Below are 16,612 nucleotides of genomic sequence, written 5' to 3'. Positions count from 1 at the left end.
AAGCCAAGGAACAGCTTGGGCTGCATTGGCGACAACTCCGTTTCGATTCCGTTCCGATGCCCGGCGAATCACCGGACCGCGACTGGATGTCATGGAATTGAACATCGATCAATTAAATAATTGGACAGTGATCAATTATCCACTTATATGCCCTTCGTGGCGCGCAGATCCGATCATACACGGGGGGAGTTGCAGGAATTGATCCTCGCCGAGGGCCAGCGCCTGCTCGCCGAGGTCGGCTATTCCGGCTTCTCCGCGCGCGAGGTGGCGAAGCGGATCGGATATTCGATCGGCACGATCCACAATGTCTTCGGCGGCCATGACGCGCTGCTCACGGCGCTGAACAGCCAGACGTTCGTCCTGTGGGCACGGGCTCTGGGCGAGAAGCTTGCCGTCGCCGGCCCGGACCGGATCGCCGCGCTGGTCGAGGGCTATTTCGACTTCGCGGAAGACAATCCCAATCTGTGGATGGCGATCTATGACCATCGCCTGCCCGCGGGCATGGAGATTCCCGAGCAATATCGCGTTCTCCGCGCCGGCCTGACCGACATCGTCGAGCGTGAGGTGGCGACGGCACTTCCGGGCAAACCGCTTCCGGAAATCGAAGCCCTGACGCGATCGCTGGTCGCGACCGTGCACGGGCATTGCGCATTTGCCCTCACGGGAACCTTCCGTCTCCTCGGCGTGGATGATCCGCGCGGGGCGGCCCTTGCGAGAGTGACGGAAATCCTGGCCAGCAACGAACGGACATGACCGGCGCGGCCACTGGATACGTCCAGTTGCCTATGCACCGTCAGCAGCTTGCGCGCTCGGCTGCGTCGAAGATCCAAGGATCGCTGGCCGTATTTCGGCAGCGATGGAGCCATCCTGTCGTCATGCTCGCGCGGTCGATGCATGTATCGGCAGCAGCGCCGCACCTAGCGCGGAGCCGGCACCGCCGAGCTGGGAGATTTCGATGTCGTAGCGCGCCTTCTCGCTCTCCGCGATATGGTCGCCCCATTTGATCGCTCGGCGGTTCAGCCGATCGGCAAGTCCGTGCATGATCGCGGACGGCAAGGGACTCATCAGCCGGATCGCACCCGGATCGAACCAGGCGAGCGCCGAGTTGATCGCCTGGAGGAGCTGATCGGCGGCCCGTTCCAGCCAATGATCGATCGTCGCCTCATATCCCGGGATCGCCTCGGCGAAATCCGCCAGCGATCCGACCTTGCATCCGGCCGCCTGCAGCGTTGCGATCAGGTCGAGCGTCGTCGGGCGCGGCTGGTTGCCGGGGTAGAACATGCCGATCTCGCCGGCACTGCCCGTTTCGCCGCGCATCAGCCGGCCTTCATGGACGATCCCCGCTCCAACGCCATGCCCCAGCAGGATCACCACCGCCGTGGTGCAGCGCCGGATCAACCCGCCCAGATAATATTCGGCGAGCGCCGCCGCCGTCGCGTCATTCTCGATCCAGATCGGCAGCCGGAGCGCTTCCTCGAAGATCGTGCGCAGCGGCGCGTCCTTCCAGCCGGGCAGGTTGCGGACGACGTGCCAGCGATTGCCGTCGCGCGACAGGGCCGGGCCGGGCACGCTGAAGCCGACGCCGTACAGACGACTGCCCAGCAGGCGGTGCTCGATCGCCAGATCGTGGATGCGGCGATCGACATGGCGGGCGAAACCATGCGGGTCGATGGGCTCGATCCTCTCGGAAGTGAGCGACACCACGCCCCCGGCATAATCGACCAGCGCGATTTCCAGAAGGCCGGCATAGATCGCCAGCCCGACGGCATAGCCCCCGGCCGGGGAAATTCGCAGCGGCACCGTCGGGCGGCCCCGCCCCGCCAGCGCCTCGGGCGGCAGTTCCTCGATCAAGGCCTGCCCGATCAGCGCCTTGGTCAGCTTGGAGATGGCGCCGTTGCTGATCTGCAGCGTCTCCGCCAGGGCAGACCGCGATTGCGGGCCGAGCGTGCGCAGCTGCCAGAGCAGCCGCTTCTCCTCCTCGAGCAGCGTGACCGGTGGATGCCTCATCGTCCCGGGCCAATAGCAGCCCGATTCACGGTCCGCGATTAATTTTCCCAGAAATAAATAAATCTGTCATCCGCACCGCGCATCGCCGCCGCGAGTTCACAAGAATCTCGGGGGAACGATCCGATGAAGAAGCACAATCTCGCCGCCGGCTGCGCGGTGCTCGCGCTCGGCATGCTGTCCGCGCCGGCCTTCGCGCAGACCGCCGACGCGCCGGCCGCCGCCCCGGCGCCGGCCGCTGACGATGCGGGCGCGGACATCATCGTCACCGGCTCGGCGCGCGCGCAGCGCCGCTTCGACGTCTCCTATGCGATCAACTCGCTCAGCCAGGCGGACGTCCAGAAGATCGCGCCGAAGAGCTTTGCCGACCTGCTCGGCACCGTCCCCGGCATCCAGGTCGAGGCGACCGGCGGCGAGGTGCAGAACATCACCCGCGTGCGCGGCATCCCGACCGATCGCGGCTATCTGATCTTCCAGCAGGACGGCCTGCCGCTCTACCACGAGATCGACGGCGTCTTCTTCAACTCCGGCGAAGGCATGAACCGCTACGACCTGATGACCGAGCGGGTCGAGATCGTGCGCGGCGGCCCGGCGCCGATCTATGCCAGCAGCGCGGCGGCGATCGCCAACAACATCACCGTGTCGGGCGGCCCGCAGGCGCGCGGCAAGGCACAGGTCACGCTGGGCGATACCGGCCTCTACCGGCTCGACGCGATGCAGTCCGGCCCGATCAGCGACAACACCTATTTCGCGATCGGCGGCTTCCTGCGCCAGCATGACGGCTATCGCTATGCCGGCTTCCCCAGCGACAAGGGCGGCCAGATCCGGGCCAATCTCAAGCGCCAGCTGACCAACGGGTACGTCAAGATCTCCGCCGAATATGTGAACGACCACAACGTCTTCTATCTGCCGATCCCGACCAACGATCCGCGCAACCCGGCCGTCTCGCTCAATCCCTATATCGACTATTTCACCGGCACGATGAACTCGCCGTCGCTGCGCAACGTCAACATCAAGTATCGCGACGGCGCCGGAACGCTGCAGAGCATGCAGCGCGACCTCTCCAGCGGCCGCCACATGCGCTTCTTCAACGCGGCGGTCGATTACGAGGCCGATTTCAGCGGCTGGCAGGTCTCCGCCAAGGTCGGCGGGACCAAGGGCAAGTCGAGCTTCGATGCGTTCTATTCGACCACCAACCCGGCGGACGCGACCAGCTTCGCCGCCGGCTACCTGGCCGCCGCGCGTACTGCCTTCGGGCCGAACGTGGCCCGGCTCGGCTATGCGTTCGCCGGCACCAACGGCGCGTCGGTCTACGATCCCTCGACTGCCTCGGGCCTGGTCATGTCCGGCCAGTATCGCGCCTCGGAATCGGACTTCTACTCGGTGCAGGGCGACCTGAGCGTCACTCGCAAGTTCGAGACCGGCATCGGCACCCATGACGTGCGCGTCGGCCTGTACGGCGCGTTCTACGGCAACACGTTGCTCCAGGCCTATGAGGACATGCTGATCGAAGTGCGCAGCCAGCCGCGCACGCTCGACCTGCTTGCCTATTCGTCGACCGGCGCGGTGCTGGGCTCGGTCACCCAGAACGGCGTGCTGCGCTACACCACCACGCTCAACAAGGGCAAAGGCGATGCCCAGATGATCGCCTTCTACGCAAACGACACCTGGGACATCACCCGCGGCCTGCGCGTCGATGCCGGCATCCGCACCGAGCGCTACGGCTACAGGGGCATCGCCCTGCCGACCACGCAGGCCAATCTCGGCGACGCGACCACGCTGGCCGACGACACCACCCGCGCCTTCACCGGTCAGGTGCTCGACCAGCGCCTCAGCCCCAAGGCGACCAACTGGACCGTCGGCGTCAGCTACGACCTGGACGGCCATCTCGGCGCCTATGGCCGCATCTCGAACCTGGAAGTGCCGCCGCAGATGGGTGTGGTGACCGGCATCAACGCGACCATCGTCAAGACCAAGGCGCGCCAATATGAAGTCGGCCTGAAGGCGAGCTTCGGCCCGAACTATCTCTATGCGACCGGCTTCTACACCAAGTTCAACCCGTTCAACGCCTCGTTCGCGGCGTTCAACCCGCTGACCGGCCGCAACGACCAGACGCTGCCGTTCATCGGCGAGGCCTCGGTCAAGGGCGTCGAAGTAGACGGCCGGATCGCGCCGGTCCGCTGGTTCTCGCTCGACGGGTCCGTGACCTGGCAGAACCCGAAATATGCCAATCTCCAGAACAATTCGGGCGCCGATCCGAGTGCGGTGAACGGCAAGCAGATCATCCGTGAGGCGAAGTTCTTCGGCAATCTGCGGCCGAGTTTCGACTTCGACCTGGGCGAACAGAAACTCTCGATCTTCGGGCGCTTCGAATGGGTCGGCCGGCGCTATGTCGACCTGTTCAACCGCACGGCGATGCCGGGCTACCAGACGATCGGCGCTGGCGCGTCGCTCGATTGGGGGGCGTGGCGCTTCCAGGTGGTCGGCGACAATCTGTTCAACGCCCATGGCCTGACCGAGGGCAACACGCGTACCGACCAGTTCGCCGGCCAGGGCACCAGCCAGGCGATCTATGGCCGCCCGTTGTTCGGCCGGAACTTCCGCCTCATCGTCAGCCGCAGCTGGTGATGCGCGCCATGCTCTCCGCCGCCGCGCTCGCGGTGACGGTGCTCGCCGCCCCGGCTTCGGCCGGGGCGGTGGACGACGGGGTGATGGCGGCGCTGTCCGCCCGGCTCTTCCCGTTGCTCGATGCAGCCGGGCACGATCCGGCGGCGCTCGAGCGGATCGCCAGGGCGCCCGGCATGGAGAGCGTGCTGCGGGTGCGGCAGGAGCGCCGCGCCGCATGTGGCACCGATCTCGTCTGTCGCGCGCAGGCGCTGCTCTGGAGCGATCGCGAAGCGGATGCGGTGCGTCGCGCCGTTGCGCAGGCGCAAGGCCTTCCCGCCGCGGACGATGGCCCCGCCGCACAGGTGGATCGCGAGATCGGGGGCATCAACATGATCGTGCGGACCTATGCGCTGGGGGCGATCCCCGCCACCGCGATCGATGGCCCCGGCACCGTCTCGCCCCAGGATCATCGGGCACGCCTCCAGGCCGCCGACTGGATCGCCGAGACGCCCCGCGCCGGATCGGCACAACGGCTCGATCCCAGCATCGACTATGCGCTCGCGCTGCTCGACATGAGCGACCGCACCGATGCGATCGGCCATGAACCGCTGACCGGCGGCGCCAACGCCGCGGCGATGGCGCGGGCGAAGACGCTCGACTGGCACCGTTATCGCTATAGTGCGATGATCGTCACGGGCGTCGGGCCCGAGATCGAGGGCGAGCCGCTCAGCCCGTTCGGCAAATATCACCTGCGCCTCGCCGCACGCCGTTTCGCGCAGGGCGATATCGCCTTCATCCTGGTCACCGGCGGCCGGGCGCATCCGCGCGCGACGCCCTTCACCGAGGCCGACGAGATGCGCAAGGCGCTGATCGACCGCTACGGCGTCCCCCCGGAAGCGATCCTCATCGAGCCCTATGCCCGCCACACCACCACCAACCTGCGCAACGCCAGCCGGCTGCTCGCGCGCCTGGGCGCGCCGGTGGAGGCGGAGGCGGTGATCGTCTGCAACCCGCTGCAGAGCGCCTATATCGAAAGCGCGAAGTTCACCGAGCGCAACGCCGCCGAGCTCGGCTATCAGCCGGGCAAGGTCGTGCGCCGGATATCGCCTACCGAACTGGTGTTCCGCCCGTCCCCGGCGTCCGAGCGCGTCGACCCGCGCGATCCCCTCGATCCCTGAAAGGAACCGTCATGCGCCGCATCGCCCTGGCCGCCGTCCTCCTGCTGTGCCCCGCCGCCGCCCATGCCTGGGGCGGCACGGCGCATGCGGTGATCGATCGTGCGGCGATCCAGGCGATACCCGATGGCGGCCCGGTCTTCCTGCGCCGCCATGTCGACTATATCTCGGCCTCCGCCGCGCTGCCGGACGGCTGGCGCGGGGATTCGGAAGGCTTCTCGAAGATCGAGGAAGACCCGAACCATGGCTGGTTCCGCGAGCAGTTCGGCTTCCTGAAACCGATCCCGCGATCGCGCTACGAATTCATCCTCGCGCTCTACAAACACTACGAGACGGTCAAGCAGAGCGATCCGGCCGCCGCCGCACGCACGAACGTCCGCTGGACCGGCACGCTGCCCTATTCGGCGATGGAAGCCTATGAGCGGCTGATCGTCTGCATGCGCGCGATCCGCGCGGCGCAGGCGAGCGGCGGCGACGCATCGGTTCCCGAGCAGCATTGCGCGTTCCAGGCGATCCGGCTCGGCCATTATATCGGCGACGGCTCGCAGCCGCTGCATGACTCGGTGCACTCGGACGGCTGGCTGGGCCCCAATCCGAACGGCTATACTCGCGATCGCAGCATCCATGGGCGGTTCGAGAGCCGCTTCGTCGACGGCATCGGGCTCACCGCCGCGGACATCATGCCCCGAATCGGCGCGCCGGCGCATCTCCATGGCGACATGTTCGACGCGGTGCTCGCCTTTCTCGATCAGTCCGGCGATCGGATGGAGACGGTCTACAAGCTCGAGAAGCGCGACGGCTTCGGCAATACGGCCGACAGGGACGTCCGCGCCCTGGTCTACGAGCGCACCGCCGCGGGCGCGGCGATGCTGCGCGACATGCTCTGCCGTGCCTGGGCGGAAAGTGCAGTGCCGCCTGCCAAGGTGGTGCCCTCGCCGATCGATTCCTCCAACCCCCGGTTCAATCCGGAGACGGGCTCCGCCCCGGCCTGACGCCGCCCCAGCGCGCGCAGCAGCCGCGCATGGCGGCCATGGTCGAGCGTGAAGCGCCCGAGCAGCAGCATCGCCAGCAGCGCGCCGGCAAGCGGCACGCCCAGGCCGAGGCCGAGCATGCCGAGGCGCACCTCGGTTGGCTGGACGGCGCCGGAGACGTAGCCGAGCGCGTTCAGCACCCAGCCGATCATGGCTGTCGACGCGGCGCCGCTGGCCTTCACCAGGACGAGGTAAAAGGCGAACAGCCCCGTCTCGAACCGCCGGCCATGCCGCCATTCGACGACGTCGATCGCGTCGGCAAGCAGGCCCCAGGGCAGCATGAACACGCTCGCAAAGCCGAAGCCGATCAGCGCCGCGCCCGCCACCTGCCCCGCCGGCCACGCGATGCACAGGGCGAAGCAGAGCAGGCCCAACGCGCTCACCGCATGCCCCGCAGCGAGCAGGCGGCTCTTGCTGAAGCGGTGCGTGAGCGCGGTCCAGGCGAGCACGCCGCCGAACTGCCCCGCCGTCAACGCGGCAAGCAGCAACGGGACCGCACGCGGTCGATCGACGACATAGGTTCCCAGATACATCAGCATCCGGCCGAAACACGGCATGGCGAAGCCGGTGAGCAGGGCCAGCGCGCCCATCGCCAACACCATCGGGTCGCGCAGCGGAACGGCGACGCGATCGCCGCGCAACGCGGATGCCGTGCCGCTTTCGCCACGCCCGCCCGAGGCCCAGGCGCACAGCAGCATGGTCAGCGCAAAGGCCAGGCCCGCACCGATCCCGGTGAACGCCAGCGCGCCGAAATGCCCAGTCCGTCCCGCTTGCTGCACCAGCGGTGTGAGCATTGTGGCGATGACCAATGCGCTCGCGGTGCTGAAGAACAGCCGGTAGCCCGAGACGCGCCCGCGCGCCCGGCTGTCGCGGCTGACCTGCGCCATCAGCGCATTGTGCGGCACGTCGACCACCGCATAGGCGCCGCGGAAAACCAGGATCGCCGCCGCCAGCATCCAGGCGCGGTGCAGGCCCAGCGCCGGCATTGCGTAGATCAGCCCGAAGGCCGCCCCGCAAGGCAGCGCGGCCAGGGCAAGGGTCCAGCGATAGCCCCGCCCCGCCGCCCGCCAATGGAGGACGAGCCGGGCGGCGAGCAGATCGAACACCAGATCGCCCAGCACCGCGAACAGCATCAGCCCCGCCGCCCGGGCACCGTTCAGGCCCAGCACGTCGGTCAGCAGGAACAGGATCGTCAGATCCGCACCCCCGAACACCAGGGCCTTGCCGAAATTGCCGGACGAATAGGCGAGCATCCGTCTCTCTGTGGCAATGTTCGCGATCGGCGACGTCTTTCCTATGCGAGGTGGCGGCGAGCCCGATGCTGCACCTGTCGTCGCCCGTACGGCCCGATCATTTCAGATTGGCGACAGCACCGAAATGCCGGCGGGCTTCGTCCGCGGATGGACGAACGCATGCAGCTTTCGATGAAAGCGCCTAGATATTTCCGCACGGCCTGGTTCCGCCACGGTATCCGCAAAGTTCCCGATGGAGGAACCGCCACGCGCGGAGCCATCGAATTTGTCCATCAGCCCATTGGCAAGTATCGTTCCTAACGTCAGTATTGCACCTCGAATCAAGGGGGTGGATCTTTGCTGGTCAAGTCATTCGCGTTCCGGTCGCTGCGCATCGGATTGGCTGGGGTCACGGCCCTTCCGATGGCGGCCCTTGCCCAGGACCTGGGTTCCGACCCCGCGGGTTCGGGCGTGATCGTCGGCGCGGTGCATTGGATCGAGGGCACCCTGCTCGGCACGGTGGCGACCGTCGTGGCGGTGATCGCGGTTGCCGCGGTCGGGCTGATGATGCTTACCGGCCGGATCAACTGGCGCTATGGCGCCACCGTCATTCTCGGCTGCTTCATCCTGTTCGGCGCCGCGAGCATCGTCGCGGGCATCCAGGCGAGCGCCCAGCTGGGACAATAGCATGAACGGACTGGAGCGTGACCCGCTGTTCGTGGCCCTCACTCGCCCGCAGATGTTTGCGGGCGTCACCTATAGCTATTTCGTCGCAAATGCGATCGTGGCGACCGAGCTGTTCCTGATCTTCAAATCGGCCTGGGCGCTGGTCGCGGCGCTCGCCGTGCACCTGATCGGCGTCCTTGCCTGCCTGCGTGAGCCGCGCTTCTTCGATCTGTGGCTGGCGCGGATGAGCCGCTGCCCGCGCGTCCGCAACCACAAGATCTGGCAATGCAACTCCTACCGGCCCTGACGCGCGATCCCAAGGTCGTCGCGCGCGAAGCACCCGCCGGACGGCATCTGCCCTATGCGCGCCACGTCGACGATCACACTGTCGAGACGCGCGACGGCATGCTGCTCCAGGTCGTCCATCTGCGCGGCCTGCTCTTCGAGACGGCCGACACCGAGGAGCTGAACTATCGCAAGCGGTTGCGCGACGCGATGCTGCAGTCGATCGGTTCCTCGCGCTTCGCCGTCTATTATCATGTGGTGCGCCGCGCGATCGAGCCCGAGCTCGAAGCGGCGTTCCCCGATGCCTTCTCGGCCCGGCTCGACGCGGCCTGGCGCGCGCGGCTGGCGGAGCGCCGGCTCTATACCAACGACCTGTTCCTCACCCTGATCCGCCGCCCGCTCCAGGGCCGGATGGGCCTGCTCGATCGCCTGCGCGGCAGCCCGGCGGCGGCCAACAGCGCGCATGATCTGCGCGCGCTCGACACCGCCCGCGAGGCATTGACCGCTGCGCTCGGCAGCTACGAGCCGCGGCTGCTCTCGGTCTACGCAACGCCGCAGGGCAATTGCTCGGAACCGCTCGAATTCCTCTCCTCGCTCTACAATGGCGAGGTTCGGCCCGTGCTGCTGCCGATGCAGGATGCCGGCGCCTATCTGCCGTATCGCCGGATCAGCTTCGGCCAGGAGGCGATCGAGCTCGGCGCCGCCGGCCCCAGTCCGCGCACCTTCGCGGCGATCGTCTCGATCAAGGACTATCCGGGCCAATCGGCGCCGGGCATGCTCGACGAGCTGCTTCGCCTGCCCTTCGAGATCACGATCGCGCAGAGCTTCGGCTTCGTCGAGCGGCAGGCGGCGCTGTCGCGGATGAACCTGGCGCTCCGGCGGATGCGCTCGGCCGAGGACGAGGCGGTCAGCCTGCGCGCCGACCTGTCCAGCGCCAAGGACGACGTCGCCGCGGGGCGCGCCGGCTTTGGCGAGCACCACATGACGATCGCGATCCGCGGGCAGACGCTGGCGGAAGTCGATCGGGGCGTGGCCGAGGTGCAGGCGACGCTGGCCGATCTCGGCATCATCGCGGTGCGCGAGGAGATCGCGCTCGAACCCGCCTTCTGGGCCCAGTTTCCCGGGAACTTCAAGTATATCGCCCGGCGGGGCCTGATCTCCACCGCCAATTTCGCCGGCTTCGCCAACGGCCATAACCTGCCCCAGGGCAAGGCGGCGGGAAACCATTGGGGCGACGCGGTGACTCTGCTCGAGACCACCGCCGCAGGCCCCTATCACTTCAATTTCCACCATGGCGATCTCGGCAACTTCACCGTGATCGGCCCCTCGGGCTCGGGCAAGACGGTGGTGCTCAACTTCCTGCTCGCGCAGAGCCGCAAGTTCGAACCGCGCATCATCTTCTTCGACAAGGATCGCGGCGCGGAGCCCTTCCTGCGCGCGATCGGCGGGCGCTACGACCTGCTGCGCCCCGGTGCACCCTCGGGCCTCAATCCGCTGCAGATGGCGGACGATCCGGCCAACCGGCAGTTCCTGATCGACTGGGTGGCGCTGCTGGCCGGCGGCGCGGACATCGACGAGCTTGCCCAGATCAAGGACGCGATCGACGCCAATTTCGGCCAGCCGCGCGAGCAGCGCCGGCTGCGCCACCTGGTCGAGCTGTTCCGGGGCAGCCACCGCCCGCACGGCGCCGACCTGTGGGCGCGGCTGCGCGCCTGGTGGGGCGACGGCGAACGGGCCTGGCTGTTCGACAATGCCGAGGACCGGACCGACCTGACCGCCCAGACGGTCGGCTTCGACATGACCCAGATCCTCGACGATCCGGCAGTCCGCACGCCCGCCATGATGTATCTTTTCCACCGCGTGGAGGAACGGCTGGACGGCACGCCGGCGATCATCGTGGTCGACGAAGGCTGGAAGGCGCTCGACGACGACGTGTTCGTCCGCCGGATCAAGGACTGGGAAAAGACGATCCGCAAGCGCAACGGCATCGTCGGCTTCGCGACCCAGAGCGCGCAGGATGCGTTGGAGAGCCGCATCGCGAGCGCGATCATCGAGCAGGCGGCGACGCAGATATTCATGGCCAACCCCAAGGCGCGCGCCAGCGACTATATGGAGGGCTTCGGGCTCACCGCGCACGAATATGAGCTGGTCCGCACCCTGCCCGACAATGCGCATTGCTTCCTGATCAAGCATGGCAACGAGAGCGTTGTCGCGCGGCTCAACCTTGGCGGCGAGCGCGAGCTGCTCACCATCCTCTCCGGCCGCGAGCGCACGGTGCGCCTGCTCGACCAGATCCGCGCCGAGCATGGCGAGGATCCGGCACAATGGCTGCCCCGCCTGCTGGAGGTGGCATGAACACCTGCTCCGGCATCGCGGACGGCGCCTATCTGCGGAGCGTCCTGACCTTTGTCGACTGCCAGGCGCAGACGATCGGCGCCGCGGGCTATGAGGCGGCGGCGGCGCCGGGCTCGCCGCTCTCGCTGCTGCTCACCGGGCTCGTCACGCTGTTCGTGGCGTTCTACGGCTATCGCCTGCTGTTCGGCGACACGCCCAATGTCCGGGAAGGCGTCCTCGCGCTGGTGAAGATCGGCATCGTGCTGGCGCTCGCCACGAGCTGGGGCGCCTATCGCACCCTCGCCTATGACGTGACGATGCACGGCCCGGCCGAACTCGCCGCGAGTGCCGGCGCGCCTGCGGGAATACCGGGGGCGACGGGCGGGCTGGTCGAGCGGCTGCAACAGGTGGACGATGCCCTGATCGCGCTCAACGCGCTGGGAACCGGCCCGAACAGCGCCGCTACCCGGACGCGAACCGACGCCAATGGCCAGCCGGTCACCACCACCGAGGCGAATCCGGAACCGGCCAGCATCGTCGGCCCATTCGCGCTCGGCACCGCGCGGGTCACTTTCCTCACCGCGACGATCGCCGCCTATGCCTCGGTGCGGCTGGTTGCCGGCCTGCTGCTCGCGCTGGGGCCGCTCTTCATCGCGCTGCTGCTGTTCGAGGGCACCCGCAGCCTGTTCGAGGGCTGGGTGCGCGGGCTGGTGGCCGCGATCCTCGGCGCGGTGGCGGTGACGGTCCTGCTCGGCGTCGAGCTGGCGCTGCTCGAACCCTGGCTCGCGACCCTGCTCTCCCGCCGGCAGGCCGGCTTGCCGATCGGCGGCGCGACCAGCGAGCTGCTCGTCACGGCGCTCGCCTTCGGGCTGGCGATGGTGGCGGGCCTGGGCATGGCGGCGCGCATCGCCATCGCTTTCCGGCTCGGCACGCTCTGGCGCCGCCTTGCCGAGCGGGTCGCCACGGTCTCCACCAATACCGAACGGACGCAATCTTCCGTGCCGCTCCCGGCACGGCAGCCGCCGGCCGAGCACCAGTCGCGCGCCGCCGCGGTGGCGGAAGCCGTCGCGCGCATCCAGCGCCAGGAAGCGGTGCTCGCGGGCGCCGCCGCCGGAGCCTCGCGCGTCCCGGGCGCCGCCGCCGGCCTGCGCGACACGCCCGCGTCCGCGCCGACCCCGCTCGGCCAGACTCATCGCCGGACCCGCAACCGGGTCTCGGCCAGCGCAACACGACGGGACCGTCAGCCATGAAGAACGAGGCGCGCGAGGCGCTGGACGCCTATTATCGCGAGGCGGGGAGCTGGGCCGAGGATGGCCGCGAGGCGCTGCGCGGCTCGCGGCGCACGGCGTGGATCGTCGCCGGCGTGGCCTGCACGATCGCCCTGATGGAAGCCGCGGCGCTGCTGGCGCTCACGCCGCTCAAGACCGTCGAGCCCTATACGCTGCTGGTCGACAAGCAGACCGGCTATGTCCAGGCGCTGAAGCCGCTCGACGCGCAGCAGGTGAGCGCCAATGCCGCGCTCACCCAGTCGTTCCTGGTCCAATATGTCATCGCGCGCGAGAGCTTCGACGCGACTTCGCTCCAGGCCAGCTATCGCAAGGTCTCGCTCTGGTCCGAAGGCGCGGCGCGCACTGCCTATGTCGCCGGCATGCAGGTCTCGAACCCCGACAGTCCGCTTGCGCGCCTGCCGCGCACGAGCCTGGTGGAGACGCGAGTGAAGAGCGTGTCGCCGATCGGCAGGAACGCCGCGCTCGTCCGGTTCGAGACGGTGCAGCGCGACGCCAACGGCGCGGTGCAGGCGCCGCGCGCCTGGGTGTCGGTGATCCGCTATCGCTATTCGGGCGAGCCGATGAGCCTCGAGGACCGGTTCGTGAATCCGCTGGGCTTCGAAGTGACGCAATATCAGCGCAATGCCGAGGCGCTGCCGGCAGCGGAGCCGAGCGCCGCGCCGTCCCCCGCCCCCACGCCCGTGCCCGGCGCGGCCGCGCCGGTGCCGCAGGCGCCGCCGCGGCCCGCGCCGACGCCAGAGGTGGAATTGTGACGCGGGCAGCCATCCTCGCCTTCCTGCTGCTTTCCCCCTGCCTGGCCGCCGCGCAGGTCCGCCCGGTACCGGGCACGGGCAATCCGCATATCCAGTCGGTCGATTACCGCCCCGATCAGGTGGTGTGGCTGGAGGCGGCGCCCGGCTATCAGGTGACGATCGAGCTGGCGCCGGACGAGCGGGTGGAGAATGTCGCGCTGGGAGACAGCGGCGCGTGGCAGGTTACCGCCAATCGCCGCGGCGACCGGCTGTTCGTCAAGCCGATCCGGACCGGCGTCTCGACCAACATGCTGGTGGTGACTGACGCGCGCCGCTATAATTTCGAGCTGTCGGCGCTTGCCGAGGCCGGCCCGGGCACGGCCTGGTCGATCAAGTTCCGCTATCCGGCGCTGCTGTCCGATCAGGCGCCCGGCGCGGCGGGGCCGGAAAAGGTGGTCGGCCGCTACAAGGTGCGCGGCAGCCCCGAGCTTCGCCCCAGCGGGATTCACGACGACGGCATCCACACCTATGTCGAATGGCCGGAAGATCGGCCGCTTCCCGCCATCTATGCAGTGAACGGCCGCGGCAGGGAGACGCTGATCAACGGCATGATGCGTGACGGACGGATAGTGATCGACAGCATTCAGGACAGGCTGGTGTTCCGCATCGACAATGGCAGCGCGGAAGCCGTGCGCGTAGTGGACCGGCGATGAGCGACCCCGCCGCCCCGCCTCCGCCCCCGAGCGGCGATCCGCGCCCCGCCGCCGAGGCCGGCATGCTGCCCGTGGTCGCCCGGCCGCGATCCGGCCCGCCGGCCTGGACGTTGCTGCTCGTCGCGCTCGGCATCGGGCTCGTGCTGTTTGCCGTTCTGGACGCGCGCCGCCGCTCGCTGAGCGCCCCTGCGGTCCGGCCTCGCCCCGCCGATGCGCTGTCGACGCCGTCGCAGATCGCGCCGCTCTACGTGCCGCCGGTTCCGGCGCCGCAGCCGCCGCCCCTGCCGGCACCGCTTCCCAGCCCCACGCCGACGCCCATGCCGCGGATCCTGCCGCCGCCCGCACCGGCCTATACCCCGCAACCGACCTATGTGCCGCAACCGTCGCCGCCGCCGGCCCAGCCGGCCCGGGTCGCCGCCGAGCCGACGCTGGTGATCGACACGACCGGTGCCGAGCGGCCGCAGGCACAGGGCGACGGCAATGCCGCGCCCGCCGCCGCCGGCCCGTCCGCGAAGAATTCGGTCGCCGGCGCGCGCACCGCCGCCGGCGTGCTCTCCAACAAGGCGACGACGGTGCCCCAGGGCACGCTGATCCCCGCGGTGCTCGAAACCGCGCTGGATTCGACCAGCCCGGGCCTGGCGCGTGCGCTCGTCTCGCGCGATATCCGCGGCTTCGACGGCACGCGCGTGCTCATCCCGCGCGGCAGCCGGCTGATCGGCGAATATGGCACGGACACCGAATCCGGCCAGAAGCGGATGCTCGTCAACTGGATCCGTCTGATCCGCCCGGACGGCGCCACCATCGCGATCGGCTCGCCGGCCAGCGATCCGCTCGGCCAGGGCGGCATTCGCGCCAGGGTCAACTCGCATTTCTTCGAGCGCTTCGCCGGCGCGATCCTGCAGTCCGCCCTCGATATCGGCGTCAACCTCGCCGCCCGCGCGGCGGACAGCCCGGTGATCGTGGCCCTGCCCGGCACCCTGGGCGGCGCCGCGCGCCCGGTCACCCCGACCCAGATCAAGCCGACGCTCAAGGTCAAGGCCGCGACCAGCATCTCGGTCTTCGTCGCGCGCGATCTGGACTTCACGAGCGTCGAGGGCCGATGAACGCGCCCGCCGCCGCGAACGACACCCGGGTCTATCTGAAGGCCTATCTCGCGCCGCTCGCCGAAGTCCTGGCCCGACCCGACGTGACCGACATCTATGTCAACCGCCCCGGCGAGATCTGGGCGGAGACGCTCGGCGGCGCGGTGGAGCGGTATCCGGCGCCGGATCTCGATACGGCCACGCTCGACCGGCTCGCCCGCCAGATCGCCGCGCTCTCGCATCAGGGGATCAGCCGCGAGCACCCGCTGCTCTCCGCCAGCCTGCCCGACGGCTCGCGCGTGCAGGTCGCGGCGCCGCCGGCCACGCGCGGCCCCATGGCGCTCGCCATCCGCAAGCACATCTCGCCGGACCTCCGCCTCGACGACTATGTCGCGGCCGGCGCCTTCGCCGCGACCAGCCGATCCACCGCGCCCGGCAAGTCGCAGGTCGACCGGCAGCTCGCGGAACTGCTCGAGGCGGGCGACATCGCGGGCATGCTCGCCACCGCCGTGAAGGCCCGCAAGAACATCCTCGTCTCCGGCGGCACCTCGACCGGCAAGACCACGTTCCTCAACGCGCTGATCCGCGAGATCCCGGACGAAGAGCGGCTGATCCTGATCGAGGACACGCCCGAGCTCCACCAGCATCACGCGAACCTGGTCGGCCTGCTGGCAGTGCGCGGCGCGCTGGGCGAAGCGCGGGTCACGGCGACCGACCTGCTCGCCGCGTCGCTCCGCATGCGCCCCGACCGCATCATCCTGGGCGAGCTGCGCGGCGAGGAAGCCTATACCTTCCTGCGCGCGATCAACACCGGGCATCCCGGCTCGATGACTTCGGTCCATGCCGATTCCGCCGAGCGCGCGATCGAGCAGATCGTGCTGCTGGTGCTGCAGGCCGGCACCCAGCTCAGCCGCGACGATGTGCGCCATTATGTGCGCAGCACGGTCGACGTCTATGTCCAGCTCGCCCGCACCGGCGGGCAGCGGCGCGTGGCGGAGGTGCTGCTCGCATGACGGTGCCCGCCCTTGCCTATGCGATCGCGCCCTCGCTGGCCGATCCCGCGGGATCGAACCCGTTCGTGGCGGCGATCGGCTGGATCGAGGGCGTGGCCCTCGGCACGGTCGCGACCAGCATCGCGCTGATCGCCGTGGCCAGCATCGGCTTCCTGATGCTCGGCGGCCGCCTGCCCGTCCGGCGCGGCGCCACCGTCATCGCGGGCTGCTTCGTGCTGTTCGGCGCACCGGTGATCGCCGCCGGACTGCTGGGATCGCTGCAATCCGGAAGCAATGTTCCCGAGCGTGCGGCGCCCCCGCCGTCGCCGCTCGCCGCCGCCATGCCCAAGCCGACGCCGCTGCCGACGCCGGCGCGGAGCTACGACCCCTATGCCGGAGCGGCGGTCCCGCAGCGATAAGCCGCGAAGCTCGCCAAGCCAGCCGGGGAACCGCGCGGAGCCGCTCGCGCGG

Annotated in this window: 14 protein-coding genes; 12 read left to right on the top strand and 2 right to left on the bottom strand. The window is 69.1% G+C overall.

Features of this window, described 5'->3' with window-relative positions; all coding sequences use genetic code 11:
• Positions 1 to 198 precede the first annotated feature (198 nt).
• Complete coding sequence (locus tag ACIQCS_RS11090) at positions 199 to 753, top strand: TetR/AcrR family transcriptional regulator (protein WP_345850067.1); 555 nt, start codon at positions 199 to 201, stop codon at positions 751 to 753.
• Positions 754 to 873: 120 nt separating this feature from the next.
• Here ACIQCS_RS11090 and ACIQCS_RS11085 read toward each other — a convergent pair whose 3' ends face one another.
• Entirely contained in the window at positions 874 to 2,007 is a 1,134-nt protein-coding gene (locus ACIQCS_RS11085) for an ROK family transcriptional regulator (protein ID WP_345850066.1), read from the bottom strand.
• Between the two features lie 123 nt (positions 2,008 to 2,130).
• Here ACIQCS_RS11085 and ACIQCS_RS11080 point away from each other — a divergent pair, with 123 nt between their 5' ends.
• Positions 2,131 to 4,632: a TonB-dependent receptor domain-containing protein gene (locus tag ACIQCS_RS11080; RefSeq protein ID WP_345850065.1), complete on the top strand. Its 2,502-nt coding sequence runs from the start codon at positions 2,131 to 2,133 to the stop codon at positions 4,630 to 4,632.
• Positions 4,632 to 5,789, top strand: a complete 1,158-nt coding sequence (locus ACIQCS_RS11075) for a YdcF family protein (RefSeq protein WP_345850064.1) — start codon at positions 4,632 to 4,634, stop codon at positions 5,787 to 5,789. The genes ACIQCS_RS11080 and ACIQCS_RS11075 overlap by 1 nt, the downstream gene beginning before the upstream one ends.
• Positions 5,790 to 6,624: 835 nt before the next feature.
• On the opposite strand, the gene ACIQCS_RS11070 is transcribed toward ACIQCS_RS11075, so the two are convergent.
• Positions 6,625 to 8,070, bottom strand: coding sequence for an MFS transporter (locus tag ACIQCS_RS11070; RefSeq protein ID WP_401530832.1), 1,446 nt, complete (start codon positions 8,068 to 8,070; stop codon positions 6,625 to 6,627).
• Positions 8,071 to 8,448: 378 nt separating this feature from the next.
• Here ACIQCS_RS11070 and ACIQCS_RS11065 point away from each other — a divergent pair, with 378 nt between their 5' ends.
• Genes ACIQCS_RS11065 through ACIQCS_RS11025 form a run of 9 tightly spaced genes read left to right on the top strand, consistent with a single transcriptional unit; the run spans position 8,449 to position 16,560 of the window.
• Positions 8,449 to 8,736 carry a TrbC/VirB2 family protein gene (locus tag ACIQCS_RS11065; RefSeq protein ID WP_401530874.1) on the top strand — a complete coding sequence of 96 codons (288 nt, stop codon included), beginning with the start codon at positions 8,449 to 8,451 and terminating at the stop codon, positions 8,734 to 8,736.
• A gap of 1 nt (position 8,737) precedes the next feature.
• Entirely contained in the window at positions 8,738 to 9,022 is a 285-nt protein-coding gene (locus ACIQCS_RS11060; protein WP_345850062.1) for a type IV secretion system protein VirB3, read from the top strand.
• On the top strand, positions 9,001 to 11,355 hold the full coding sequence (locus tag ACIQCS_RS11055) for a VirB4 family type IV secretion/conjugal transfer ATPase (RefSeq protein ID WP_345850061.1): 2,355 nt from the start codon (positions 9,001 to 9,003) through the stop codon (positions 11,353 to 11,355). Before ACIQCS_RS11060 ends, ACIQCS_RS11055 begins: the two co-directional genes overlap by 22 nt.
• Positions 11,352 to 12,584 (top strand): type IV secretion system protein, encoded by a 1,233-nt coding sequence (locus ACIQCS_RS11050; RefSeq protein WP_345850060.1) that lies wholly within the window; start codon positions 11,352 to 11,354, stop codon positions 12,582 to 12,584. Before ACIQCS_RS11055 ends, ACIQCS_RS11050 begins: the two co-directional genes overlap by 4 nt.
• Complete coding sequence (locus ACIQCS_RS11045; RefSeq protein WP_345850059.1) at positions 12,581 to 13,375, top strand: VirB8/TrbF family protein; 795 nt, start codon at positions 12,581 to 12,583, stop codon at positions 13,373 to 13,375. The genes ACIQCS_RS11050 and ACIQCS_RS11045 overlap by 4 nt, the downstream gene beginning before the upstream one ends.
• Positions 13,372 to 14,067, top strand: a complete 696-nt coding sequence (locus ACIQCS_RS11040) for a TrbG/VirB9 family P-type conjugative transfer protein (RefSeq protein WP_345850058.1) — start codon at positions 13,372 to 13,374, stop codon at positions 14,065 to 14,067. Before ACIQCS_RS11045 ends, ACIQCS_RS11040 begins: the two co-directional genes overlap by 4 nt.
• Positions 14,064 to 15,170, top strand: coding sequence for a TrbI/VirB10 family protein (locus tag ACIQCS_RS11035; protein WP_345850057.1), 1,107 nt, complete (start codon positions 14,064 to 14,066; stop codon positions 15,168 to 15,170). The genes ACIQCS_RS11040 and ACIQCS_RS11035 overlap by 4 nt, the downstream gene beginning before the upstream one ends.
• Entirely contained in the window at positions 15,167 to 16,162 is a 996-nt protein-coding gene (gene virB11, locus ACIQCS_RS11030; RefSeq protein ID WP_345850056.1) for a P-type DNA transfer ATPase VirB11, read from the top strand. The genes ACIQCS_RS11035 and virB11 overlap by 4 nt, the downstream gene beginning before the upstream one ends.
• Complete coding sequence (locus tag ACIQCS_RS11025; protein ID WP_345850055.1) at positions 16,159 to 16,560, top strand: TrbC/VirB2 family protein; 402 nt, start codon at positions 16,159 to 16,161, stop codon at positions 16,558 to 16,560. The genes virB11 and ACIQCS_RS11025 overlap by 4 nt, the downstream gene beginning before the upstream one ends.
• The last annotated feature ends 52 nt before the right edge of the window (positions 16,561 to 16,612 follow it).

The organism is Sphingomonas sp. NPDC092440 (genome assembly GCF_044754985.1).
Classification (GTDB): Bacteria; Pseudomonadota; Alphaproteobacteria; order Sphingomonadales; family Sphingomonadaceae; genus Sphingomonas.
The sequence above is the reverse complement of the archived record's forward strand: the minus strand, read 5'-3'. Positions and strand labels throughout refer to the sequence as shown.